The following is a 24,908-nucleotide window of genomic DNA, read 5'->3' on the forward strand; positions in this document are numbered from 1 at the left end:
GTTCGCTTCACGCATCCTTCCCAAATCAGTTTCCCTTTCTTCTTTCGCGATTCGATGATCTAAATCGCTTCGGCATGAGGTTAGCTGAAGCTTTGAGATTTGCCTGCAATTCGATGCTCAAATGAGCGTAAATCGATGCAAAAGCGGTGCATGCTTGCATTGAGCCATCACGCCGAGCAAAATCCGCCATCGAAACGGATGTCAGAAGGTAACCAGTGTGTCGCTCTCAGGGATTTTCAGCTCTGCTCATCAACGCAGAAGCTTTCTGCTGGCCAGCGGTGGCCTTTTACTTCTTTGCTTTCTGGTTACTCTATGGATTGCCAATCGCCCAGTGCAATCTCCGTCGCTGCAGACCTTCAACAGCTTTTTAAACTCGGTCGTTGCAAGTGGTGCATTCGCCATTCTCTCGACGCTCTACATCTCATTTTTTGTCGATCCGAACGAAGTGCAGAAAGCGGCAGTCGTCCTGCCTCAAGATATTTCGCAAAACCTTGAGAGGATTGTCGCTGATTCGGTTGACTATCAAATCAGCGTACGAACAGGTCGACACTTTCGTGCACAAACACTTCCCAGACTTCTTGAGCAAGCCAAAAAGCACAGACAACCGATTCGCGTCGACGCCATCCTGCTGGACTTTAGAGACTCAGCCATTTGCGAGCAATACGCGCGGTTTCGGCAAAGCGCTACGTTCGACAGCCACCTGTGGAGCGTTGAGTACGTCCAGTCTGAGGTTTTGGCAACCATCCTAGCTATCGTGCGCGCCAAGAATGAGTATCCACTGTTGCTCAACGTACAGCTGTATTTGAGTAAGCGCCTGTCGACGTTCCGAATTGAAGGCTCGTCTCAAGAACTCATCGTCACGCGTGAAGATCCGAAAGATTTCGCCTACAGGTATCATCGTTCTCACCGCGACTACGCAGCATACGCCCACGAGCTAGGACTGATTCGCACAGAAGCTTCCAATGTTGACGTTCCCACCAACGTTGCGCCAACCGAAGTACTTCAAACGATGTTCGGGCTTGGCACTATTCCCGCGAGCGTCGTAACTGCAGCTGAGAAAGCAGTGGGCGGTCGCTCTCCTTATGCCTAATGACCTGTCCTTCCTTAAGCGAGAGTGTATTGGCACCACATCAACGGACAACATAAAAGATGCGTTAAGAGCTTGGATTCTTAAGTCAAAGCCTCGTTGCCTGAAGCATCCGCACGGATTCTACGTCATGTTATTGAGCCGCTCGGAAGATGAAGAGTGGCGCCTACACCTTTGGCCCAGCAGTCACCGCCAAATCAGTGGAATGCCTGCTGGCATCCACCTACATGATACCCACGTGAGTAGTCGAATCCTTTCCGGCACACTGACGAACATTCAGTACGTCAGCACTCCGATAGGAGCGGGCACCACATTAGGTCATCCTGTATACGAAGTGATCTACGAAGGGGATCGTTATGTTCGTCGAACAGCGAACACGCTCCGCAAAACGAGTCTGAGAGAGGCTGTTAGAGAAACCGATCGGCGCTGCCTACGAGTTGGTGAATCCTACCGTATTGAACGATACACCCTTCATGAGGCAGTCGTTGATCCGGACATATCCACATGCACTTTGGTTTGCATGCATGATCGTGCGGAGGGGGTGGTCAAACTGATTGGAGTCGATGGGTATCCAGATGAAGTCTCATTCGTCCGTTCAGAGCACGATGGGGCAGTATTCCTCGATTACCTTTAGCCCCTAATGAGGCTTCGTCCAAGATAGCTCAGGCTAGACGACAGGAATGTAGAGTCCATTGTTAAGGAAATTCTTGGGAGACTGGTGATCGGAGGTGCGAGGCGATGCAGAACACAAGGCCGCTCTACAGGAATGAAAAAACAAAACGCCCCGCACACGGCGGGGCGATTTGCCTAACGCAATTTTAAGATTGAGAAAGAACAGAGCCAGCCAGGCTCAAAACCACTTCACTGTGACCGTCCTCACTCAGGAGCTGACCAGCAAGCTCCTGCATCCGCTCACCAGTCTGCTTATCAGGAGACGCTTGGGAGAGAGCAGAGCCGGCCAGCTCCAAAGCCTCCTTGGAGGCGTTAGGGTCGCGCAGAACCGCAGAAGCCAAGGAGGCGATTGAGGGGCTAGTTTGCTTAGTGTTCGTGCTCATGGTCATACCTTTAGATTTGAGATTAATGGTCTGACCGAGCGCTAACGCTTCGAACCACGCGTCACATTAATTTGACGCGACAGTACGCAATTCGATGTAATGCGCGCACTCAAGTCAGGTTGTTTAACCGTACGGCTTTGAGGGCGAGTGGTTCACGAAACGTTTGGCGACCTTGCGTGACCACTCGCTGACTTTTGCCTCCCCCAATGGGTTACGGTGCCAAACCCCATATCTAGGGGTAAATCGCTCGGCAAACACAAGATGAGCGATTTCACGCGACGAATCAAGCCACTTACCTACGATGCCCCTGTGGATAATCTGTGTATATCCTGTTGGCCGGTTCGTCTAAGCAGCAAACAGTCAGGCCTCTAGTTCACATTGAAAAACTTTAGTTTTTTTCATCGAAAGCCGACACTTGGGCTCGTCCGTTCAAAAAGTCTGTTCTAGACGACCTCAACCTGAGACTAAATCCCCCTACTTTGCGTAGCACAGCTCGGGGAAGTCATACTTGCGTTTAGTGGGTCTTTAGAAAACTCATTACAGCCCCTTCAATGGCGGATACTGGCGAGCCAATGCTGACGCGCTACTGTTGAAGTGTCTGCGAATGCGCCGGTCGGGGCCTTTGGACTGACCTACGTAGCATTGCCGTTGGCAAGCGAAAGCACTTAAAGACATCGCACATATCTTTCTAGCTTCCAGACCACAAATCCCTGCAGGCCTCCAATTGCCTGGGCCAAAACTTCTAGGCCGGAGCACCTGGGCATCAAGGCCTGGCTAACCGGCATCGATAACCTTAATAATTGTAAGCTCAGACATTTCCGAGCGTTACGTCGAGCCGGGCCTTACCCGAAGAAGGGAGGGCAAGAAGGATCGAAGCAAGTCGTGCCCATCACAATTCACCGATGCTTCGAGATTAAAAACGCCCCTCCATTCACTGAGCATTTTCCACTGGCCATTGGAATCTCTAGCTTCGCTTACGACATAGTCGTTTCTGACACCGGGTTGAGTCGCGTTGCTACGTCAGTAAATGCATTCTAGTGAAGGAGCACCATCACAGAGGAAAAACCATATGCTCAAAGCGGCAGCTCAATTTGTCGTAGACGCGATCAAAGAAGAATTTGGACACCCTTCCTCCTTAGTAAAACTGATTACCAAGGAGCCGGGGCTCAACAAGCCATTGGTTGATTACGACAAAGGCATTTCCAGCGATAAGGTCGTGAAGTGGCATGAGTTCGGCAATCTTTATTACGAGCGTAGTCGCCCATGCAAGGGAAGCCTCAACGGATTTGGGCATTGTCCAGGCGCCAATCGAAACTATGGTGGCGTGTCGGTACGTCGTGACGACTTGCTCAACCTCGGCACGACTCGAGAGGTGGAGAGATGGGAATGCGACATCCAAGATGTAGATGGATTTTCGGCTTCCAAATCAGAGCTCCACTTGTTCAAAAGCATGGATGCGATGGTGGAAAAAAACTCGAAAGAGATGATTGATCAAATCACCCCAGAGAAACTAGCCGAAAACTTGGCCTGGGATGAAATCCGAATCATAAGTCGTGTGGATCATGATTTTTTTCAGACCTGGTCGTGGGATGGGCGAGTTTTCTTGATGAATAGCGGCGGCTCCCATCATTTTGCTGCATCTAAATACATCGCAAAACGCCTCAAAATTGAGGTACCTCTAAGCGGTCGATACCGAGTTCACGGCATTAATCAGGTAGCTTTGGAGAGCCTCACACGAGATTTCGATATCTTCGTGATGTCGTCTCATCACAGGCATCAAATGGGCTTTCACAGAACCATGCAGAGCTTCAAGGCAACCTACTACTGGAAGGATCTGCCGCGTCCGTACACTGAACAATGTGCGGTTTTCCTACCAAAAGCAGAGAGAAGGTCAGCCAAAGTCGCCGAGATTTTAAACGCATCGGCTTTCCAAGATCTCGGCCGCTATCTGAAAGATATCAGCACGCGCTGACTGATCCGTATGGGACTCCAGCTATTTTAGGGGAGTCCTGTTCGGGAAATCACAGCCGTCCTGAGACTTTTTACTTCAACGCATCTAACCATGTTGGCAACGCCTCAGATTCTGCCCACCATCACAGGTGAGAATCGGCCAGAAGCGGTAATATAGAGTGCCGTACCCCATCATCAATTAAATGCAGCCGACGCCATGCATCAGCCCACAAGCCATTTGTTAGCGCATGTAAGGACAGTCAGTGATTTCCGGCCTGACGTTACCGCTATCGTGCTTTTCGGCCTGGAGGTAAAAGACGGTGACCCGGTGTATCTGCTAATACGTTTTGAGGACTACGGAAAACTCCAGATTGAAGGCGACCACTTGATACTTGGATTGGATGAGGCCCTGGAAAGCGCTGAGTTCGAGTACGGTATTTTGCCAAATGATTGGCGAGTAATGAGCGAGGCGGAAATTCAGCGAATCGATTCGAACATACCCGCTTAGGGTCGAGAGCGGATTCTCACGAATGGCTCCTCTTGGCCGATTACTGCCTGTCGCGACCGGCTGAAAACGACCCAACGCAGCCAGTGACAATTGGCAGTGACCGACCAGAATCGGTCGATCGTGAGGTGGAGCCGAGCCCGTTCCGCTACCCGGTAGACGCAACGCTTAAAGCGAATAAACACTTCACATGTTTACTCGTAGATTTTTCCGCAGTACAAAAAATTAGCGAATTGCCGCCAAGGATTGCAGGCTTGAAGCCCTTGATCGACGCCAAAATTACTGGCCTCGGCCCATGCAATAGCTCCGTCCAGGAAGGCTTCTATCGTCCCATTTTCCCAGTCACCATTCGATTTGTCTTCCGCCAGGGCGTGGGCAAAAGCCAGAAAGGTATTGGCGTCCTTGACCTGATCCAATTGCTCATGAAGCTCCATGGGTTTCTCCGCTCAAAGTCATAAGTAGCTCGTCGGATTATCCATCGAGCGACTAACGTCCGCTACGGGTCGAAAACGGTCTCACCTGAGCGACTGCTTTTGGCCGATTTCTGTTTGTCACGACAGGCGGGAGTCGGCCAAGAGCGGAAAGTGCCCACTAAATCTGTCCTCTTTCTGCATATTCCATTAGTTATAGTTTTTTGACTTAGATGCCAACGAAGCCACCAGCAGGCCTACTGATATCAAACCAAAGAATGACATGGCTGCCCCAATCATATTAAGTGCTTCACTGGCCTGATTTATTTCCAGTATCGAGACATTCGTGTAAGACTGAAAGGAAAATGTAATCGACCTTAACGCATCGTTATAGGTGCTAGAGTCTTGCTTGAAATAACAGAGTGAAGACGTTATAGAAATAATAGCTATTGAAAATAGTATTATATTGAAAGGTCTCTCCCCATACCCCCAATATAATTCTTGTAGAGACATCCATAAGTAACCAATCAGCGCATATAATCTGCCCCCTACTCCTGTGGCAGACTTAGCACTTGAGAAAGTTTCCCACCTGTGTTTTCGGTCTGATTTCTTCTCTGTAAAAAAATGCTTTCCAGCCAAATCAGGATACCCTAAGTGTGAAAAAATCATTTTTGCAGACTTGTGGAAGTTTTTCTTCTCATTGGGTGAGGAATTGAATATATCAGAATATTCTAAGCGACAATCTAAAAGCTCGGTAGCAGACAGCTTCAGATCAAGTCGCCGCGACCTTATCGAAGACCTGTCAAGCTTTGAGTTGCTCAGCTCAATTTTGTGATCGCCATACTCAAACTGACAGGAAGATAAACCGCCGTTTTTTACGGTAATTTCAACTGAACATTGATGAAACGTTATCGCGTGAATCGAACCAACAACCTTGAAGTTTCTCAATGTGGAAAATGCGATGATTTGAAAGCTGGTGACGATTGGAGAGATAAGCGTCAGGTTGTCAATGTTTGTAAATTCGAGATTCTTTTCTCCCACTAGACCGTCTGCTATTTCTACTCCCCCTCCACCAAGCTTGAGCAGTTCGAGCCTCGGTGGAGCTTTTTCAAAAGGCATTGATTTTAATGAATCCGAGGTAAAGCTTGGCATGAATAATGGTATGTTGAGTTGTATGTTTGAATTGCTGTTCAAATAGCCTGAGGATTTTGATGTTCTTCCTGAAGGCGTAAAGAACAGAGCGATACCCCTGATGTCTTTTAGCTTGTTAGGAAAAGCCCATTCCATCCTGGAATAGGCCCAATCAATATAACTTACAAAAAAAACTTGTCTCAAAATCTTAAAGCGAGCTGTTTTTCCAGAATCGTTTTTTCCAAAAAACTCATATCTGACAACTTCATTGGCGGGGGATTCTTTAAAAATTGAGATTCCCACGTCGTGTTCGATATACGTTGCATTTGCTCCGTAGGATTTTATGAATCTGGATGGGCCGTGAAACAACAAATCTGCTTCAGTCAATCCAACCTGTTCAGAAAGCCATAAGGAAAAATAAGGTAAACTATCAAACAAGAATGCGACAATCCTAGGGAAGTCATGCTGTCGCCTCCAATTATTAAAGTCTTCATCCTTCCAGAACAACCAGTCACTTGGCGCAAGCTCAATATTTTTTGTGTACTGCTTACTACTTGCCAACATATTATCTTTCCTTGTGGATCGAAGAAGACACGCTCGTACATTAATTTAAACCAATAAATTTTTAATCAGAAGTTGTAGGATGTCTACATACTATATCAACGCCATCATTTTGGCATGACAGCCGCGCTCATAACCTTGTCTATTTTCTCCTGCCTTCTCACTGAGATCAGCAAGGATCGTTGACTGGCCGAATTGGGCACGTTGCACTTCATTGGTAAGCAATAGCTTCAGTAGCCCCCCAGTCGCCAACCGCGCTTGATTCGCGACAGATCGGGGCATTTGCTTAAGAAAAAAGGGGAAATATTGATTATGCAAACTGTCCGCTTTTAGCCGGAAGCCACAAGGGGAACTGAGTTATTAATCCACCTTCTACGTCTTGCTAATCGATATGACCTTCTCCCTCGCGGCTAAAACTCTGAAGAAAATTGTGCCAGTTTAAATCAGACGGTGTTTGTATCGATTGAAGTAATAAATTGCCGAGACACCAATGACTTATCATTATGTTTTGATGTCATTGACATACTTAAAGGGTCGAAATCATTCTGAGTTATCTCTTTTGCTAAAAATAAGTCTTTAGGTAATGGTGTCTCTGCAAACGGATTGTAGTATAGGTGTAGACCATCTAGATGAGTTTCTCGGTAATTCGAAGGCTTGCATAGCGTAACGTCTGAACCACAGACTAAATGGCCGTTAAAGTATCTATGACAAAATATATCGTGACCGGATTCAATTTCAAAATGATGCTTACCTATCCTGTCCAAACCCTCTTTTACCATAAACTCTACGACACCCATTTCTCGGTATCTTGTGGACTTCACAAAGCCATCAACATTCGTGCCTATTAGAGCTTTGCTAAACATTCCTACGGTTGAGAAAATTATCGCGCTAATTTCCTTGTAGCTATCGTTTGTGAATATTCCGAACTCGACTGGCTTACTATTTTCATTTAGTGCTCGGTGAATGACCGGTCTGCCACTACCTGTTTTGCTGTCGACACCGTATAAAGCACGATTAATTGCGATATTATTTTGAGAAAATGACAGGTGAGTATCAAAAGGAGCTATCGCTAACACAAATGGATTGCCCTTGACGTGATCTAGTGACGAATAAGGATGCTTCTTTTTTCCTGCCAAGAATAATTCGCGCTTATCCCTTATTTTGCCCACCAGCTTTATTGCACTTAGATCATAGAATCGTTCGTCATCCAATTTACTTTCAGCAGCTCGCCCTTTTGCACTGTGATATTCGATCGATCCATTAGATCTATGATTAGAGGTGACCGCCTCAATATTTAAAATTCTACCCGACGAATGAATTAAACAAAAGTCCGGGCTTTCCTTTGAGTAGTCAACCTTGAACCCAAGATCAGCGAAAGCTTTGTTTAGATATAATTCCCAAAAGCTGGAGTTGAATGACAACTGAAATTCTTTAACAAATTTTTTCCACTCTTTCCTGCGCTGACTGAGACCGGCAGACCATTCATTTATATTATCTCTGGCCTGTGCGTAACAGGCCTGATCGATTATATTTTTGACATCTGGGTGTAAATTTCTCTCTTCAATTTCAAGCTTGAATAAATCCATTTAAATTAACTCTCTAAGACGCGACGGTTACGTGTTTTCTGTAGGGACGCAGATCTTACCTCATAGGCGAAAAAAATATTTAGAGCCTGATCGCTGACCGGCTGCTATTGGCCGATCTCTGCCGGTGTCGATGCGCTGCAATGAATCGCTACGCCCCGCTCATGGATACCAAACTCGTTGTTCAAGTCCAATGCAAATGGCAGTTCAGAACAGATAAAAAGGGTGATCAAGTGCAGTGCGATTTGGCAACGCGGACGTAGTCGCCAGTAAGCCTAAGCGCCCAGCGTTTGCTTCCACTGTTTACAGTGTCGATAGGTCGATTAGGCGCGGTTATGATGAGGCGCTGCGTTCGCAACTGAACGCAGGGAGCTGTCAGTCGTCTTTCCAGGGATCGAATTTGTCCCCATACCTAGCCCGTAAGTCGCGATTACGTTCGATGCGCCTGGTCCACGGATCAAACTCCTCAGGCAACGCGGCAAGCCTAGCGCTGATGATTATTTGCACCGCCTCGTCACGCAGTAACCTACTGGTCAGCTCGCGGTATTCGCCACGCGTAACCACACCATAAATGGCGTGATTGTCTTTTACATAGAGGTCGGTCATTCCCACCCGCATATGGCCATATTTTTCTACGTCATCGGCGTAGATGTCCTCTAGGCTGAGGTATCCCATATCGAACTCCAGGCTAAGAATGTACTCGCTGAATAGCACTGCCTGTAGGCTCCGCAATGTTCTAAGCCACCGTTAGAGCGCACCATCATTGAAATCGTCCCTTCGCGCCAGCGCCTACAAAAGCCAGCCAACAGCAGGCGGTTAGGCGTACGCATGGTAGGTTAGACAGAGACGTAACTGTTGTGAGAATTCGCTTTGAACACACCAAACGCACGTGCCGATTTCAATACCTTGATCAACGCACCGAAATTTTCCGACGACCCTTTTGGTCACCGGCAGAAACAGCGGTGGCAGCTCATCGCTGAAGACATCTACAAAAGCACTTCCATCGATACGTTGCTCGGAGCAAGGGGCAAAGCCGAGGGCTACATCCACGGTCTTGTAGACGCTGGGCATTTGTCGACGAGAGACACCGACCGCGACTTTCTCATTTTGAGCATCGTCCAACGCCGGCGTGAGTTTTTGCAAAAACTGCTGAACGAGTACGGCTACTGAACCGAGGTTTATGCCGAACCGTACCTCTAGTAAAAAGGTATTTTCTCACCATCGCTTCAAAGGCGGTCGGCGGAATCGAGTAGCTTGAGAAAGCTTGCTCTGCCGAGGTCTCGCCTGAAGCTAACAATGACGTAGTTACCGTCTTGGGTTTCGAGCAGCCAAAACCGCCCTTCTTTCCTCGCTGCCTGAATTTTACCTGTCCGTAGAATAGAACCATCCGCCCTATGGTGCGTATCGTCACGCTCAGAGTGGTCGAAGGAAACGCCCAGGCATGTGTCATCCGCGATGAGAGCGTCGCTAATGAAAGCAGTGACTGGCACCGTGTATTTTCGAAGGCTTGCTCGCACCAAACGACTCATCTGAAAGTCGCTTAAATCTTTACTGTGGAACTCCAACTCAGTTACTTCAGGCATCAACCCAAGCTCCAAAACGATTCTGTCTAAATTGTCTGCGAGCTTCGCTCACCCTGCTTTCATCGAAAAAGCAGTACCAATGCTGGCCTCTTTCCTCAGTCCTGGCCCGAGGAGGAGATAGACCGTACCTTTGGTTTCAAACATGCAGCCTTCAGCGAAGGATTTTCCGAAATTGCTGCGTACCCACATGCCGGGCTGAAACCGATTTCGACTATCAAAAACGACTTCATGCGCGAACAAAGTCGCGGGCAGTAGACCTAGCCCAATGACCTTTTCTCTCTCAACGGGATTAACCGTTAGGTCGATAAAAATCCACTGTTTAACTACACAGAACGCTTTGCCGGGGAACGTCTTTGCTGCCAAAGAGATTAGGTCTTCTTGTGAGCCTTCCCAACCAGCAACCTCTTCCCCGCCGCCGTAAAAAAGTTGCGAGATTTCATCTAAAGTCACCATCGAAAAACTCCTTCTCGTTGAGCGCGGGCAGTAAAGCGAGCGTGGCCACTGACCTATCAAAGCAATCAAAGATCAATCAACAAATCAGGATCAAAGCCAGTGCTCTGCCCTGGATAACCTCTTGGGTTGGAGACCACGCGGCACCCACTTTGGGTAAATCTGGCTGCTATGTGGGTGTGCCCGTAGACCCACAGATCGGACTTGCCCACGAGCTCCGGCCAGTCATTGGCATAAGCAGCGATCAAGTGCGCGGGAAGATCATCACCGACGTGATCCAACATCGGCGCATGGTGCGTAACTACGACGGTTTTGCCATCGAACAGCTTGTCCAGCTCCTGTGTGAGCCAGGCATATGCTGCTTTGGATTTAGCGATCACGTCATCGGGACGGAGGCGCCGGTATCTCTCATCTGTTCTGATGACGGTGAAGTCGTTCATACAATCCCAGGCGACTCGTTTCGCGGCAGTAACGTCTCCAGTCGAGGCGTAATCTGTCCACGCTGTAGTGACCAGAAACCTAGTTTGATTCAGGATCAAGACTTCGTTTTCAAGGACGTGGACATTTGGCGCTGCCGCGTCCTTCATTTTTCTAAGCGTGTTATCAATGTGGCCGCCGTAGTACTCATGATTTCCGCAGACATAGATCACCGGGCAGTCGAAGACTTCGTTAGCCCATTTCACTCCACGTGATTTGATACCAATGTCGCCGGCGAGAATGACCACGTCCGCATCGCGCGGGGCGGGCTCGAACCGAGCGAATTCGAGGTGCAGATCTGAATAGATTTGAAGCTTCATCGGAACGACCTTTTCCTCAGTGACCCACGCATTCCTGATCATGTGACTGGGTATCAGTCGCCTCATAGATTATCCGAGAGTCTCTGAGCAATGCGGCATCAGTCAGGCCATCAAACGAACTGTAGATCTTTCCGCCCTCGACTTGATGAAGCATGACGCACTCACCTCTCATGTCGTAACCGATGATCAGGCGCACAAGCTTGTCCATACGCTCTGACGGGCTCCCATTAAGGCTCGGTGCCGTTACCACCTGAACCTCTCCAACCAACCAGGTGGGACTCTGCAGAGCAAGCAGGTCGGACAGTGAGGAGGCATCGGTTGGCATCAGCTTTTTAGTGCGGGACTCTTTACCTGCAATTAAGCGAATGGTGACGTGATACCAGGGGTCGAGCGATTCACGTTCGACCATTCGCCATGCGGCTTGGCCACTCCCAAATAGCCCGGGGAAGCCCAGCGAGCAGGACTCGTCAGAGATAAACATTTTAGTTACTCGCTCTTCGTACGCGCATTCGCAAGACCTTATTAAGATGCACTTCGATGCGCTTAAACTTGCCGTGCATCCGCAATGAACTTTCGCCAAAGGTTATACGTTCGCAGACGCCGTTTTTCATCGGGTAATCAGGAGCCAAAGGCACGCTGCTTTGCTGAGGTATAACACTGTAAATCTCCTCGACTCCAGCTATCAAAATTTCCTAGTCTCAAGAAAACCGTGAGTGAAAGCGCACAAAAAGCTACCGCTGCGGCGACTCCTACTTGGATAGATAGTGTCTCCATGGCAGGCCCTGCTTCGCGCACGTTTCCGTTATGCATGATGAGCAGCGGGATAAAAAGTAAAATCCACGATGCGAACCAGGCCAAAAACCCAAAGCAGAGTGGACGGATAGTTAAGCTATAGATTTTTTGAAATAGCGTATTACGCATTGAGTGCCGCTCACCGGCAGAGTTTTCAATACAAACAATTACCAACGCTTTCCGCAAACCTACGGCCAGGAACCAAACGCGATTTGTAGATCCCGTACCTACACCTGCTAGGAATTCATAGGTTTTTTCGTCCATCACCAATCGACTGGCTTGGCGATCGTTAATCGTTGCTGAGTACACAGTCTTAGCAGAGGTGATTTTGGCAATGTTAGTAATCACGCAATCTGAATAAAAAAACCTAGGCACAAGAATTCCTTAATCAAGCCACTATCAGTTCAGTTGTCAGCCATGACACCGGCTTGGCCCCCAGCGCACCGGGGCCATCGCTATCATCGGCGTGTGCTTGGCTCGATCCTGAGTCAACCTACATAGCAATAAACCGTATATGTTGCTGTCGAGCACGATTCGGGTTGGACGGGCACGTAATCTCCGTCTCACTGCTGTTGAGCAACTACAAGACAACGGATGACGAGCATAAACCATTATACGCACTATAGTCCATGGAATGGTTTTTCTCGATGTGGCTATATCCTCGTCTTTGGGGATTAGTCAATGTCGCTACGAGAGCCTCTGGCAGCCGCCCTTCGCCTACTCAGAGTTTCTCAGGGTCTTTCACAGGAAGACCTTCACAACGTCGCCGATGCTAAGCACATTCATAATCTTGAGCACGGCAAGACCGGCATTTCCCTTGAGATGCTCGAGAGCCTTACGCTCGCACTCGGCACTACTCCCATAGCGTTGATCGGGCTTGCCACCAAATTCCAAAATGGCCAGTCAAAATCCGCTTTACTTGCAGATTTGGATAGCGAGCTCACACGACTGGAACCGGGTATCGCTGATGGTATGCATGCGGAGTTTCAAGATGGGCAACTGATCACCCACCCCGCAGGTAAGCGCAGCTCAAAAGCGAAGATCGACGCTGTGCTCGAATGCAAGACAGAGGGTATGAGCCGGAAGCAAGCATCGGAGAAACTCGGAATTCCACAGTCGACCGTAAATCGTTTGTGGAAGCTGACCACGTAATGATCTATCCCAAGAAATTGAACGCTGCATGAGCGAGGCCGTGATGCTGAGGTTGTCACGATTAATCAACCTCCACCTAGGCTTGAGCCATCAGGCTCGGCGCACCCATCGGCTATCTAGGTACCTCGCGGCTTAGCCCTAGCGGTGGCTTCCGCAATCAAGGGGTCATCAGGCCAAAAATGCTTGGGGTATCTACCTTTGAGGTCTTTCTTAACTTCGTCATACGTCGACTTCCAGAAGTTTGCTAAGTCCTGGGTGACTTGCACAGGACGTCGCGCTGGCGATAACAAATGGAGCTTGAGTACCTGTCGCCCGTTGGCAATTCGCGGTGTGTCTGCAAGGCCAAACAACTCCTGGAGTCTCACAGCCAATATGGGAGGCCGTTCGCTGTAGTCGATTCGAATGTTAGATCCAGAAGGCACACCAATCGTCTGAGGTGCCTGTGCCTCGAGTTGCTGCGGCAACGGCCACGGCAAAAGGGTGCGCAGAATTGATGGCAGGTCGATCTGCCCAAAGTGGCTTAGCCTAGTTACCTTCGCGATGTAGGGGGCGAGCCACTCCCCTAGAGAATCCAGAAGCACCTGGTCACGAAGATCTGGCCAATCACTTGTGCTCCCCTTCTCCAAATCCAGATCCCGCAGAAGCGCTACACGCGCTTGCCACTGGCGTAACTCTGGAGTCCAAGGTAAGAGTTCAATTCCCTTGCGACGGATGTAACTGATCAACGCTTGGACGCGAGCCTCTTCACTAAGATTTGCCAGAGGCGCAGAGGAAAGTATCAACTCTCCGACCTTCAACTGCCGCTCCGCTCGAAGCACTCCTTCGCGCTCATCCCAGTCCAGCTCATCCACCTGACGGACTTGTTCTTTCAGAACGGAGTTGAACAGCTCCTCATCGAAGTCCGCCGCCAAATAAATACGCTCTTCACGTTGGCCTTGGCGACTACCTAGATCAGCGATCACCAACCATGAATGCTTCATCAGCACATCACTTTCGGTAAACATGGCTGCACGGCCATTGGCCAGACGGTACTCAGCGCCACCAGCGCGACGTTGTTGAGCGACACGGTCGGGGTATGCCAGGGCTAATAGAGCTCCCACCCACCGTGGGTGCTCAGGATCAGCCACCGGGTCGGCAATGGGGCCGCGCAGATAAGAACGGTATTGCTTGGCAAGCTTTCTAGCACGTTGCGCACCGCCTTGCTCGGAACGCTCGGCACGCTGCTCTCCAGAGACGATTGCAAGGCGACTGTGGATATCCGCTCCGGCGCCACGCTGGATATCACGCTCCCCCAGCAAAGCGGCGATATCACATGCAAGATGTCCAAGGCCGAGAGCATGACCTCGCAGAAGCAGGTGGGCTATGCGCGGATGCGCAGGCAGTTCCGCCATATCTTGCCCATGCTTCCTGAGCTTCCAATCATGACCCAGAGCCCCCAATCGAACTAGAAGGTCGCAGGCTTGGGAATAGGCAGCCGCAGGTGGAACATCCAACCATTTCAGATCAGTGGGCTTTACCCCCCATCTGAACAGTTGCAGAGCTAATCCAGCAAGGTCGGCCTGCTGTACCTCAGGAGTACCGTAGCCTGGAAGTTGATCATGCTGGGTCTCTGACCACAGTCGATAACAAACACCAGGCTCGAGACGACCCGCACGTCCCGCTCGTTGAGTCGCGCTCGCTTTCGATATCCGTTGCGTGTCCAATCTGGTCATGCCGCTACGGGGATCGAACCTAGGTACGCGCTCGAGTCCCGAGTCGATTACTACTCGGACACCTTCGATAGTTACGCTGGTTTCAGCAATGTTGGTGGCCAGCACAACCTTTCGCTTCCCTGCAGGAGGCGGGTCAATCGCAGCTCGTTGCGCGCCTAGCTCGAGCTCTCCATGCAAAGGGCAAATCAGTACGTCTTCTCGATCTCCCAAGCGATCTTTCAGAGACTGATGTACTCGTCGTATTTCGGCCTGCCCAGGTAGAAATACCAAGAGACTTCCACCTTGGTCTTCTAGGGCATCCAAGCACGTCTGAACCACACGCTGATCAAGATAATCACTCGCTTGATACGGAGCTCCCCAGATCGTCGTGACCGGGAACATACGGCCTTCACTGGTGACAATGGGGGCATCGTAGAGCAATCGAGAGAGCCGCTCACCTTCGAGCGTTGCGGACATCAGCAACACTTTGAGAGAGACATCGTCTCGTAGCATCTCTCGCCCATTAAGCGTCAGCGCCAAGGCCAAATCTGCATCAAGATTACGAAGATGGAATTCGTCGAAGATGACTAGGCCCACGCCTTCAAGTGACGGATCCTGCTGCAGCCTGCGGGCAAGAATCCCTTCGGTCACGACCTCAATACGAGTTTTCGGCCCTACCTTGCTCTCAAGCCGAATACGGTAACCCACAGTTTCGCCCACCCGCTCACCAAGCTCAGCCGCCATTCGCTCAGCAGCAGCTCGTGCCGCGAGTCGTCGAGGTTCAAGCATGACAATGGTCTGACCTTCCAGCCATGACTCGCCAAGAAGAGCAAGCGGCACTTTGGTAGTTTTACCCGCGCCAGGGGGCGCTTGAAGAACCACCTCATCTCGATCACTCAACGCGTTGAGAAGGGCCGGCAAGGCGGCTTCGATTGGCAACGTACTCATGCTTACTCCGGACTGTAGGATGCCAGTATAAGGTGGTCAGTGAGTGCGAAGCATGGGGTGCCAGTGATCATCATAACTTTCGCCGGTGAATGCATCAGGTAGGTGTGCTGACATGATGGGTGGATAAACCTCTAACTCTCCCTCCCTTACCTGACCTGCGGTGCCAATCCGCCCAAAGCCAAAAAATTCGCGAAACGGCAATTGTTATGACTTCGTCCCGCGAAAAGCTGTACATAAACACAGGCATAGAATATCAGTTTGGAAAATATGCGAGTTCCAGCTAGACCTGCTAATGGCCTTTTGCTAACTTCAAATTGGATCCAGACTACTGACTGAAAGCAGGCGACTGATGCTCTCGTATCAGGATACTTCGGAGGATAACGATACGCATCGCCTCCTGATGAGTTTTATAAAGGCAGGCATGCATTGATTACTACACCACTCGGTAAGTATACAGGGATAACTTGGGAAGCAGAATGTCAGCTCGTGTTCAAATTCAAGCATGGAGCAGATGGGTATCAGCAAGTTCCCGCGTCCCCAGGTGATTATGGCATCGAAGGCTTTACGAAGCGCACTGGTTATGCCTTTCAATGTTACTGCCCTGAAAAGCAGTACCATCAGGATGAGCTATATGAAAACCAGAGAGATAAAATCAATAAAGACCTTGGCAAGTTAAAGAAAAACACAGTAGAACTACAGAAAATTCTCGGTGAGACCAAAATTTCAACTTGGTGTTTCGTTACACCTGAAATTAACAGAAACAAGCTGCTATCTTATGCTCAGACCAAACAATTAGAAGTAAGGGCGTGGGATCTACCGCACTTAGATAAAAACTTCACCATCCTACTGCACGATCATGAATTTTACGTGCAGGAATTTAACACACTGAGAATATCAGCAGGCTTACCCCCATGTCTGGGCTCGCCTACAGAATCATTGCCTAAAGTGAACACATCCCTTGAGCCATTTGATGAAAACCTGTTCAGAAAATGTAGTTTAAGAATGCCTGGAAAACCTGCCAGGCAGGTGGAAAGCCTAGTAGCACTCACGACAAAATCCTTTCTAGATCATGATACTTACTTTCAGTCATTATACGACCGATCTCCTCAGACTTATGTAAACGTCGCTCGTATCGTAAATGCCTTCGAGTTGGAGGTTCAAGAATGGGGACTCACGTCAGATGCAACACCTGAGCAGCTAACAGAACTGGTAAAAAACAGACTGATGGATTTCTTGGTTACCGACCGCAACCTCAACATTGACAAGTCTACAGCAAGCGAGGTGGTGCGAAGAACCATTGCTCGTTGGCTTGCGATCTGTGAACTGGACTTCAATGAGTAAACTATGGCTCAGCTTAAATTCACAAGGCGGCCTATCCCAGTTCTTTCGGAACTCCGCCCACTATACAAAATTTCGCAGGCACTTCTTATTCTTCATCTATCGTGCCGTGGTGCAAAAGGCAGCCTTCCTAAAATCCACCTTTTAAACTGGGCCCTGAAAACTCCTGAGCGAATAAAAGGTCTTGTAATAGGTGCCGAACAACGCCAACTACATCTCCCCATTTGGGGTTTTGATCCAGCCATGGCGATTGCTTTAAACCTCGCGTTCAAAGAGCACCTGATAACACCGACAACGAACGGCTTTGAGCTTAGCCCCAAAGGAAAAGCCTACGTAAACTTGATACTTGCTGACGAAAGTGTACTCAGCGAGGAGAGAGCTGCCCTAAATTCAATCGGAAAAAAAATTACGGAAGACATGGTAGATTCCGTATCCAAGGGATGGGAATAATCATGTACATCAAGGCTATCAAGATTGACATTCAAACAAGCAGTGGCCCGTTTGGATTCTTCACTATTTTTAATCGCAACCTAAACATTATCAGAGGTCGTAATTCTGCCGGCAAAAGTACAATTGTACATGCCATCATGTATGCTATCGGCATGGAAGAGTTACTAGGCGCCCAGAATGAAAATGCCCTGACTTACGCTCTCAAAGACCACCTTGAACATGAAAACATTAAGCACGCTATTCGCTCATCCAAAGTAACAATCGAAATTGAGAACAAGGGCAAAACAATTACCGCCACTAGAAGCGTCAAAGAGGAAGGGCTCAGTACAAAACTTATACAAATACAGGAATGCTCAGGCTTAACCGAAATTGAGACCGCTCCCACACTCTATAAGTTTCTTCACGACGGTGGCAGCGCAAAAATTGAAGAAGGTTTCTACACCTACTTTGAAAAGTTTCTAGGTTTGACGCTGCCATTGGTACCAAAAACCAATGGCAAACCTGAAAAACTTTATTTGCAATACGTTTTTGCTGCAATGATGGTTGAGCAAAAACGTGGGTGGACTGATTACATTGCCAACCTACCTTATTTCGGGATAAGGGATGCACGGATTAAGATAGTCGATTTCCTCGTTGGCACTGATGTTTTTGAAACTGATGCAAAGCGTGACGTCCTAGATCAGGAAGCGAAGTCAATTCACGAAGAGTGGCAAATTTCTTATCGCACACTTGTTACTGAAGCACTAAAGCAAGGCTTGCAATTCTCCAACATTTCAAAGAACCCGACTCCCGACTTTAAGGCCGAACTTGTTGACTTCTACAAAACTACGGAAGGCGTGACTGAAAGCATATCGGAGTATCGAGCACGCAAGATCAGCGAACATGAAATCATCGGCCTGAGGTTGACTCAACAGGGTGAAGCTCCAACCCAGGAGTTAACACAATCGATAGAAAAACACACCGGCGAACTCGAACGCCTCACAGTCGCTTACGAGACATGCTTAGGCAACCTTGCATTGCTGCGTGTGAACACTACCAGTAATAGGCTAAATACTAAGCAAGCTCGAGACGAACTGACTAAAAACCAGGCCGCGCAGAAGCTCATAAAATTCGGCGCTTCGCTCAATTTGTCCACCGCAGAAAACTCTTGCCCTGCATGCCATCAAGCCATCGGACACTCTCTTGTGGATCTGCATGAGAGCACACCTCACATGGACATCGGCACCAATATTGACTATCTGAGCGCCCAACTCAGAATGCTCGAGCGCGAGCGAGGCGGTATCGATCAGTCGATTAAGGAAGCGGAAGCACTTAGAGATCAGTTGGCTAAAAACATTGCTGCCAACAAGTCTGCACTGAGAGCTTTGCGGTCAGATCTGACCTCCAACTCTTCCGTATCTAAATCAGGCATCAGACTGCAATTGCAGATTGAGATGGAACTCGAAGAGCTTTCTAAATTCGAAGCGTACTCCGATCAGACTCTGGACGCCTTCGCACAGCTAGCAAACCGTTTCCACAACAACCAGAAAAGCCGGGCACAGATGCCTCGCACCCATTACTCGGACGCCGACTTCGCCAAGTATCGGCTGTTCGAAAAGATGTTTCGCGCCAATATCAGTGCCTTCGATTACCACAGCGCGGCGATTGAGGACATCGAATTCAATAAAGAGAATCTACTACCGTACTTGGCCAAGATTGAGCTCAGAGAGATCAATGAAAGGAGTGTGGAGTCGCCTGCATCTGCAGCATCAACTACCTCGACAGTCGCCCGAAGTGATGACAGCCCCAAAGGGAAAGGCAATATCGCTCGGGAGTCCAGCGCTAGTGATTTTGTGCGACTCATCTGGAGCTATTTGCTATCCATCTATCAGACGTCCGCTCATCCAACGGTCAACGGCAATCACTTAGGGATACTCCTGCTCGACGAGCCAGGGCAGCATTCTATGGCCACCAAAAGCCAGCGGGCGCTGTTCCAATTGCTTTCATCGGAAACGGGGCTGCAGAGCATCGTAGCGGCCTCTTTTGATGACAGCGAAGCGACCTACAAAGAGGCAACTTCGAACGTCGAGTTCAAGCTTATACAGCTCGGAGATAAGTCTATTTCACCTGTTACCGGTGGTCTGGGTATCTGAGGTGGGGGCACGGGCTTGGTAGGAGGTGCGAATTGTTGATCGCGTCTCTCCACTCCCCATGGAAGGCGCTGCTATTTCTGGAGACGGATTCACAAAAAAGAGAAGCGGGCTCTGGGACTTAGGTAGGCATTTGGATGATAGAGGGGATGAACAAGCCTCAAATTTTGACAAGATTTGAGGTTATTTTGGTGTAAATGGCAAAACGTGGAACTCGTCAAAAATCAGCAAGCCCACGCCCTCCAGCGCCGGGTCATCCTGCAGGCGGCGAGTGAGGATGCCTTCAGTGACCACTTCAATGCGCGTGTTGGGGCCGACTTTGCTGTCGAGGCGGATGCGATAGCCCACGGTTTCGCCAACCTTTTCACCCAGCTCACTGGCCAGGCGTTCGGCAGCGGCACGCGCGGCGAGGCGCCGGGGTTCGAGCATCAGGATGGTTTGCCCGGCCAGCCAGGGCTCGTTCAACAATGCCAACGGCACGCGGGTGGTTTTACCGGCGCCGGGCGGCGCTTCGAGCACGGCTTCATGGCGATTCGCCAAGGCGTCACGCAGGGCGGGTAAAACATCATCGATGGGCAACAAATTCATACTGGCTCCAAAGCAGAGCCGCGAGTATAACGGCGAACTGCCGGACGCCGGTGGTGGTCTCAAAAACACGACAGGCTTGAACTGTGAACCTCGTCAACTGTGTGTGTGGGCTTGCTCGCGATGGCGGCGTGTCATTCACTACACGTGTTGGCTGATACACCGCTATCGCGAGCAAGCCCGCTCCCACACAAGCCCATCTCCCATACAGGTTTGCTTGCACATTTGAACATCGGCGTCTTGTAGACTCGCAGCTTATAGTCACCCTTTCAGGAGAACTTCCATGCGTATCGCTTCCCGTGTCATCGGCGGTGTTCTCGCCGTTACCCTGCTGAGCCAACTGACGGCCTGCGGTTCGATTTTCTACCCGGACCGCCGTGGCCAAATCGACGGCAAGATCGACCCGGCGATTGCCGTGCTCGATGCCGTGGGCCTGCTGTTCTATGTGATCCCGGGGCTGATCGCGTTCGGCGTCGACTTCGCCACCGGCGCTATCTATTTCGAGCCGGGCAAAACCGCCCAAGTCGCCCCTGAAAAACTCCACGAAGCCATCGGCGCCGACGGCAAGGTCGATAACGCCAAGCTGCAAAGCATCATCCAGAAGGAAACCGGCCGCACCCTGCCGCTGGACGACCCTCGTATGATTCAGTTCAAGGGCAGCGTGCAACAACTTGCTTCCCTGGGCCTGCAACCTGCTGCCTAAGGACCGCCCATGACCACCAGTCCCGAACACGCCAGGCTTTTACGCCTGGCCACCCGCGCGTCGGTCGGCGTGGCCTGTGCGTTGATCATCACCAAGGCTATCGCGTGGTGGCTCAGCGGCTCGGTGAGCATGCTCGCAGGCTTGACCGATTCACTGCTCGACGGCGTAACGTCGCTGCTGAATTTGCTCGCGGTGCATTACGCGCTGCGCCCAGCCGATGACGATCATCGGTATGGGCATGGCAAGGCGGAATCGCTGTCGGGCATGGCGCAGGCGCTGTTTATCGGCGGCAGTGCGGTGCTGATCGCGTTCCAGGCGTATCAGCGCTTGCAGCACCCGGAGCCGGTGGGCGCGCCATGGCTGAGCATCGGCGTGATCGTGTTTTCACTGGTGCTGACGGTTGCGTTGCTGATGCTGCAACACCGGGTGATCCGCGAAACCGGCTCTAACGCGGTGCGCGCGGACTCGCTGCACTACCGCTCGGACTTGATGCTTAACGGCAGCATTCTGGTGGCGTTGGTGTTGGCGGGTTTTGGCTTCAATCAGGTGGATGCGTGGTTCGGCTTGGGGATTGCCGCCTACATCTTGTGGAGCGCGGTGCAGATCGCCCGCGAAAGCTTCGCGGTGCTGATGGATGAGGAACTGCCGCCGGATGTCAGCCAGCATATGCTGGAGTTGGCGCGTGGGGTGCCGGGTGTATTGGGTGCGCATGATTTGCGCACACGTATCTCCGGCAGCCATTGGTTTGTGCAGTTGCACCTGGAACTGCCGGGGGAGTTGACGCTGTCAGTCGCCCACGGCATCAGCGACCAAGCCGCCGATGCGATTCACCAAGCCTACCCGCGCGCCGAAGTGCTGGTGCACGCCGACCCTGCCGATTAGCGGCAGCCTTTGAGCGGCAAGCGGCAAGCGGCAAGCTACAAGCCACAAGCCACAAGCTCAAGCCGTGCGCGGTGAGCTTGAAGCTTGAAGCTTGCAGCTTGCAGCTTGCAGCTTGCAGCTTGAAGCTTGCCCCTGCTTACTGCACTTGGTACCCGCGACTGGTCAGGCAGTTGCCCTGGGCCTGACGGTAGGTTTGCACCACCGCTGGGTCCGGTGCATAGGTCACGGCCTGCGGATCGAAGCCGCTTTGCTGCACCGCCCAGCGATAGCAATCATAGCCATCCTGCTGCACTTGGGCCGGTGACTGGCCGTTGGCAGGGTAGGCCGTCACGTTATAGCCGTTGCCTTGCGGCGCGGGTTGCGGCGCCGGCACTTGCGTCGGCGGCTGCACCACCACGTACTGCTGCGAGCTGCTTTCGTAGGTGTAGTAGGAACCGGCCGCGAGGAAGAACAGCGAACTGCCCACCCACACTTCACGGGCGTAGTCCGGCAGGTATTGCACGCGGATGCCGTACGGCGGCGTTACCACCACATACCGCGGGCCTTGCGGGCGATACCAGTAACCGCCCGAGAAGAAGTAATCCTGGCCACGGTAGGGCACGCGGTAATGGCGGTCGGGGAAGCGGTCGACGGTGTAGCCAGGGCGATATTGCGGGCCTGCGCCCCAACCATTGCCATGCCCATCAGGGCGGCCTGGCCAACGGTTGTCATTCGGGTGCGGGCCGGGGCCATTACCGGCCTGCCAATGTGGGTTGCCATCATTACGGCGCGGGATGTCTTGATAATAACCCTGGCGCGGTTCCTGAGTTTGCCGAACCGTGTCTGGGCGGCCCTGTATCGGTAGGTTATTCGCCGGTTGCGGCGCAGGCCGAGGCTGCTCGGCAACTTGCGGGCGAACTTGCCACTGCCCGCCACCGTGTTGCTGTTGCTCGGCACGCTCAAAATGCTCGTTCTGCGGGCGCGGCGCAGTGTTTTCCGGGCGCGCTTGATTGTTCTGCGGGCGCGGCTGGTTATTTTGCGGGCGCGGCTGCTCGTTACCTTGCCGCGGGCCTTCCGGCCCTCTTTCATGCTGACCACCGCCTTCGGAGCGCGGGTCGTCGGCCATCACTTGCGTGCTGATGGCGACCATCAGCACACCTACACCTGCCAAACGCCAGATGCGCTTCATGCTATTCCTCACTGCGGATTAGGGCCCAGCGTGTCCGGCCTCAGAATATGAGACTGGAAAAGCCTGATCAGGTTCTTTGACAGGTTATCAGTCGCGAGAAGTTTTTCTTAAGCCAAAGAAAAAGGGGCGACCCGTCGGCCACCCCTTGAGAATTTCGTCCTTGCTCAACGCTTTTGACGTTGGCTCACCTCACGCCGTCTTGTGAACAGTGTGCAGCCTGGAGGCCGGCCAACCCTGCTTGGGCGGCGGCCGCAGCGGGCCTGATTGGGCGAGCTGCAGTGGACTGTTTGTCCAGGCGGTGATTCTGTTAATAAAGATACCCGCGAGCGCCCGACAGATGATTGCGAAGATTGCGTTAATAAACAGTGCTTGCGCAATTTTTAACCCTTCATGGATAATTCGCCGCAATAGTTACGACAAAGGCCAACCCAATGAGCAAGCTTGACCGATACGACCTGAGTATTTTGGCGGAATTGCAGCGTGATGCGAGGATCTCCAACCAGGAGTTGGCCGAACGCATCGGCTTGTCGCCTTCGCCCTGCTCGCGCCGGGTCAAGCAGTTGGAAGACGACGGTTATATTGCGCGTCAGGTCGCCCTGCTCGACCGCAAGATGCTGGGCCTGAGCCTTACAGCCTATGTGCTGATCGGCATGGACCGTCATACGCCTGAGCGTTTCGAGAATTTCGAAGCGGCGATCCGCACCCTGCCGCAAGTGCTGGAATGCAGTTTGGTCACTGGGATGGACGCGGACTATCAATTGAAAGTGGTGGTGCCGGACATGGACCATTACCAGAAATTGCTGCTGGGGCATTTGACGCGGATTGAAGGTGTGACCAGCGTAAGGTCGAGCTTTGTGCTCAACCAAGTGCTCAACAGCACCGAACTGCCGTTGACACACCTGCGCACCTGACCTCAACCACACTGGCGATCCCTTGTGGGAGCAGGCAAGCCAGCTCCCACATTTGGATTGCACTTCAATCCAGATCAATAGTGTGCCTTTGACGCTGCTTTATACTTGCCGCTTGCCCTGTCGGAAAAAAACAGCCCATGGACGCCATCGATCCCGCCGTGTTTGAAGAATGGATGATGACCATTCTGGTCTCCATCCTGATCATCTTCATGGGCTTTATCGTGTGGGACCTGGCAAAAAAATCCAGGGCCGGGCGCTTTGGCTCGTTCATCCTGTTTTTTGTGCTGGGGCTGGGCGTGGCGGCGTTCGTGATCAAGAGCGTGGTGATCGGCCTGATCGAGTCCGGCGCCCTATAGCCGCGCCGGCACTTCCTTCCACTGGCCCTGGTCCAGGCCATCGATAGACCACTCGCCAATTCGCACGCGCACCAAGCGCAACGTCGGCAAGCCCACCGCCGCCGTCATACGCCGTACCTGGCGGTTACGCCCTTCACGAATCACCAGTTCCAGCCAGTGCGTCGGCACGCTTTTGCGAAAGCGCACGGGTGGGTTGCGTGGCCACAGTTCGGGCTCGTCCAACTGCCGCGCTTCGGCGGGCAAGGTCATGCCGTCATTCAGCTCTACACCGTCACGCAAGCGTTGCAACTGCGCTTCGCTGGGTTCGCCTTCGACTTGCACCCAGTAGGTTTTCGCCAGTTTGTGCTTGGGGTCGGCAATCCGCGCCTGCAACTGGCCATCGTTGGTCAGCAGCAGCAAACCTTCGCTGTCGCGGTCCAGGCGGCCTGCCGGGTAGATACCGGGCATGTCGATAAAATCTTTGAGGGTCGCGCGCCCGCCTTCGTCGCTGAACTGGGTCAGCACGTCGAACGGTTTATTGAACAGCACCAATTTCGGCTCGGCCGGAGGCGCCTTGGCGACACGGCGCGGTGCAGCATTCGCAGGTTTCACGCCAGGGCGGCGCGAATCGGGACGGGTGGGACGGGACATGGCAAAGGAACATCTAACGGTCAGGACCGACAATGCTAGTGGCCTGACCGCTAAATGACCA

25 protein-coding genes and 1 pseudogene are annotated in these 24,908 nt (G+C 51.4%); 12 read left to right on the forward strand and 14 right to left on the reverse strand.

All coding sequences use genetic code 11. The features are described from left to right. Positions 1–217: 217 nt before the first annotated feature. Positions 218–1,090 carry a hypothetical protein gene (locus ACOZK9_RS20870; protein ID WP_421556455.1) on the forward strand — a complete coding sequence of 291 codons (873 nt, stop codon included), beginning with the start codon at positions 218–220 and terminating at the stop codon, positions 1,088–1,090. A gap of 815 nt (positions 1,091–1,905) precedes the next feature. On the opposite strand, the gene ACOZK9_RS20875 is transcribed toward ACOZK9_RS20870, so the two are convergent. Continuing rightward, positions 1,906–2,142, reverse strand: a complete 237-nt coding sequence (locus ACOZK9_RS20875; protein ID WP_421556456.1) for a hypothetical protein — start codon at positions 2,140–2,142, stop codon at positions 1,906–1,908. A 1,069-nt stretch (positions 2,143–3,211) separates the two neighbouring features. On the opposite strand from ACOZK9_RS20875, the gene ACOZK9_RS20880 reads away from it, so the two are divergent. Together ACOZK9_RS20880 and ACOZK9_RS20885 are read left to right on the forward strand one after the other, a co-directional pair. Beyond that, entirely contained in the window at positions 3,212–4,114 is a 903-nt protein-coding gene (locus tag ACOZK9_RS20880) for a DUF6685 family protein (protein ID WP_421556457.1), read from the forward strand. Positions 4,115–4,309: 195 nt separating this feature from the next. Beyond that, a complete protein-coding gene (locus tag ACOZK9_RS20885) occupies positions 4,310–4,600 on the forward strand; it encodes a hypothetical protein (RefSeq protein ID WP_421556458.1) in 291 nt (96 codons plus the stop codon). Between the two features lie 191 nt (positions 4,601–4,791). Here the strand turns inward: ACOZK9_RS20885 and ACOZK9_RS20890 are convergent, their stop codons facing one another. The 4 genes from ACOZK9_RS20890 to ACOZK9_RS20905 all read right to left on the reverse strand — a co-directional run bounded on the left by ACOZK9_RS20890 (position 4,792) and on the right by ACOZK9_RS20905 (position 8,957). After that, positions 4,792–5,031, reverse strand: coding sequence for a DUF7660 family protein (locus ACOZK9_RS20890; RefSeq protein ID WP_421556459.1), 240 nt, complete (start codon positions 5,029–5,031; stop codon positions 4,792–4,794). Positions 5,032–5,217: 186 nt separating this feature from the next. Next, positions 5,218–6,702, reverse strand: a complete 1,485-nt coding sequence (locus ACOZK9_RS20895; RefSeq protein WP_421556460.1) for a hypothetical protein — start codon at positions 6,700–6,702, stop codon at positions 5,218–5,220. Between the two features lie 440 nt (positions 6,703–7,142). Further along, the gene (locus ACOZK9_RS20900) at positions 7,143–8,285 is read right to left on the reverse strand and encodes a hypothetical protein (protein ID WP_421556461.1); all 1,143 of its coding nucleotides are present in this window, start codon (positions 8,283–8,285) and stop codon (positions 7,143–7,145) included. A gap of 372 nt (positions 8,286–8,657) precedes the next feature. Then, positions 8,658–8,957: a hypothetical protein gene (locus ACOZK9_RS20905; protein WP_421556462.1), complete on the reverse strand. Its 300-nt coding sequence runs from the start codon at positions 8,955–8,957 to the stop codon at positions 8,658–8,660. Positions 8,958–9,152: 195 nt separating this feature from the next. Here ACOZK9_RS20905 and ACOZK9_RS20910 point away from each other — a divergent pair, with 195 nt between their 5' ends. Then, positions 9,153–9,452, forward strand: a complete 300-nt coding sequence (locus ACOZK9_RS20910; RefSeq protein ID WP_421556463.1) for a hypothetical protein — start codon at positions 9,153–9,155, stop codon at positions 9,450–9,452. A 56-nt stretch (positions 9,453–9,508) separates the two neighbouring features. Here the strand turns inward: ACOZK9_RS20910 and ACOZK9_RS20915 are convergent, their stop codons facing one another. The 5 genes from ACOZK9_RS20915 to ACOZK9_RS20935 form a co-directional block, all read right to left on the reverse strand. After that, positions 9,509–9,865 carry a hypothetical protein gene (locus ACOZK9_RS20915; RefSeq protein ID WP_421556464.1) on the reverse strand — a complete coding sequence of 119 codons (357 nt, stop codon included), beginning with the start codon at positions 9,863–9,865 and terminating at the stop codon, positions 9,509–9,511. 48 nt (positions 9,866–9,913) lie between these two features. After that, a complete protein-coding gene (locus ACOZK9_RS20920; protein WP_421556465.1) occupies positions 9,914–10,318 on the reverse strand; it encodes a DUF6957 family protein in 405 nt (134 codons plus the stop codon). 65 nt (positions 10,319–10,383) lie between these two features. Further along, positions 10,384–11,112, reverse strand: a complete 729-nt coding sequence (locus ACOZK9_RS20925) for a metallophosphoesterase family protein (RefSeq protein WP_421556466.1) — start codon at positions 11,110–11,112, stop codon at positions 10,384–10,386. 16 nt (positions 11,113–11,128) lie between these two features. Then, on the reverse strand, positions 11,129–11,593 hold the full coding sequence (locus ACOZK9_RS20930; RefSeq protein ID WP_421556467.1) for a hypothetical protein: 465 nt from the start codon (positions 11,591–11,593) through the stop codon (positions 11,129–11,131). Positions 11,594–11,730: 137 nt separating this feature from the next. Then, positions 11,731–12,279: a hypothetical protein gene (locus ACOZK9_RS20935; protein ID WP_421556468.1), complete on the reverse strand. Its 549-nt coding sequence runs from the start codon at positions 12,277–12,279 to the stop codon at positions 11,731–11,733. A 306-nt stretch (positions 12,280–12,585) separates the two neighbouring features. Here ACOZK9_RS20935 and ACOZK9_RS20940 point away from each other — a divergent pair, with 306 nt between their 5' ends. Next, on the forward strand, positions 12,586–13,056 hold the full coding sequence (locus tag ACOZK9_RS20940) for a helix-turn-helix domain-containing protein (RefSeq protein ID WP_421556469.1): 471 nt from the start codon (positions 12,586–12,588) through the stop codon (positions 13,054–13,056). A 116-nt stretch (positions 13,057–13,172) separates the two neighbouring features. Here ACOZK9_RS20940 and hrpB read toward each other — a convergent pair whose 3' ends face one another. Continuing rightward, a complete protein-coding gene (gene hrpB / locus ACOZK9_RS20945; RefSeq protein ID WP_421556470.1) occupies positions 13,173–15,695 on the reverse strand; it encodes an ATP-dependent helicase HrpB in 2,523 nt (840 codons plus the stop codon). Positions 15,696–16,121: 426 nt separating this feature from the next. On the opposite strand from hrpB, the gene ACOZK9_RS20950 reads away from it, so the two are divergent. From ACOZK9_RS20950 to ACOZK9_RS20960, 3 genes are read left to right on the forward strand one after another with little or no spacing between them, the layout of a single operon-like run. Further along, on the forward strand, positions 16,122–17,036 hold the full coding sequence (locus tag ACOZK9_RS20950; RefSeq protein ID WP_421556471.1) for a hypothetical protein: 915 nt from the start codon (positions 16,122–16,124) through the stop codon (positions 17,034–17,036). A 3-nt stretch (positions 17,037–17,039) separates the two neighbouring features. After that, on the forward strand, positions 17,040–17,483 hold the full coding sequence (locus ACOZK9_RS20955; protein ID WP_421556472.1) for a hypothetical protein: 444 nt from the start codon (positions 17,040–17,042) through the stop codon (positions 17,481–17,483). 2 nt (positions 17,484–17,485) lie between these two features. Further along, the gene (locus ACOZK9_RS20960) at positions 17,486–19,615 is read left to right on the forward strand and encodes an ATP-binding protein (RefSeq protein WP_421556473.1); all 2,130 of its coding nucleotides are present in this window, start codon (positions 17,486–17,488) and stop codon (positions 19,613–19,615) included. A 204-nt stretch (positions 19,616–19,819) separates the two neighbouring features. On the opposite strand, the pseudogene ACOZK9_RS20965 reads toward ACOZK9_RS20960, so the two are convergent. Continuing rightward, positions 19,820–20,200 (reverse strand): annotated as a pseudogene (locus tag ACOZK9_RS20965) (DEAD/DEAH box helicase); the annotation flags it as partial. A gap of 280 nt (positions 20,201–20,480) precedes the next feature. Here ACOZK9_RS20965 and ACOZK9_RS20970 point away from each other — a divergent pair. Then, entirely contained in the window at positions 20,481–20,900 is a 420-nt protein-coding gene (locus ACOZK9_RS20970; protein WP_058413854.1) for a hypothetical protein, read from the forward strand. A gap of 9 nt (positions 20,901–20,909) precedes the next feature. Next, on the forward strand, positions 20,910–21,782 hold the full coding sequence (locus ACOZK9_RS20975) for a cation diffusion facilitator family transporter (RefSeq protein WP_058413853.1): 873 nt from the start codon (positions 20,910–20,912) through the stop codon (positions 21,780–21,782). A gap of 136 nt (positions 21,783–21,918) precedes the next feature. On the opposite strand, the gene ACOZK9_RS20980 is transcribed toward ACOZK9_RS20975, so the two are convergent. Beyond that, positions 21,919–22,950 (reverse strand): DUF6515 family protein, encoded by a 1,032-nt coding sequence (locus tag ACOZK9_RS20980; protein WP_421556474.1) that lies wholly within the window; start codon positions 22,948–22,950, stop codon positions 21,919–21,921. 431 nt (positions 22,951–23,381) lie between these two features. Here ACOZK9_RS20980 and ACOZK9_RS20985 point away from each other — a divergent pair, with 431 nt between their 5' ends. Further along, a complete protein-coding gene (locus ACOZK9_RS20985) occupies positions 23,382–23,861 on the forward strand; it encodes an Lrp/AsnC family transcriptional regulator (protein ID WP_003194418.1) in 480 nt (159 codons plus the stop codon). A gap of 146 nt (positions 23,862–24,007) precedes the next feature. Beyond that, a complete protein-coding gene (locus ACOZK9_RS20990; RefSeq protein WP_421556476.1) occupies positions 24,008–24,217 on the forward strand; it encodes a DUF2788 domain-containing protein in 210 nt (69 codons plus the stop codon). Here the strand turns inward: ACOZK9_RS20990 and ACOZK9_RS20995 are convergent. Then, on the reverse strand, positions 24,212–24,847 hold the full coding sequence (locus tag ACOZK9_RS20995; RefSeq protein WP_152750062.1) for a pseudouridine synthase: 636 nt from the start codon (positions 24,845–24,847) through the stop codon (positions 24,212–24,214). The genes ACOZK9_RS20990 and ACOZK9_RS20995 overlap by 6 nt on opposite strands. Positions 24,848–24,908: the final 61 nt, after the last annotated feature.

This window comes from Pseudomonas kitaguniensis (assembly GCF_049199985.1).
GTDB classification, from domain to species: domain Bacteria; phylum Pseudomonadota; class Gammaproteobacteria; order Pseudomonadales; family Pseudomonadaceae; genus Aquipseudomonas; species Aquipseudomonas kitaguniensis.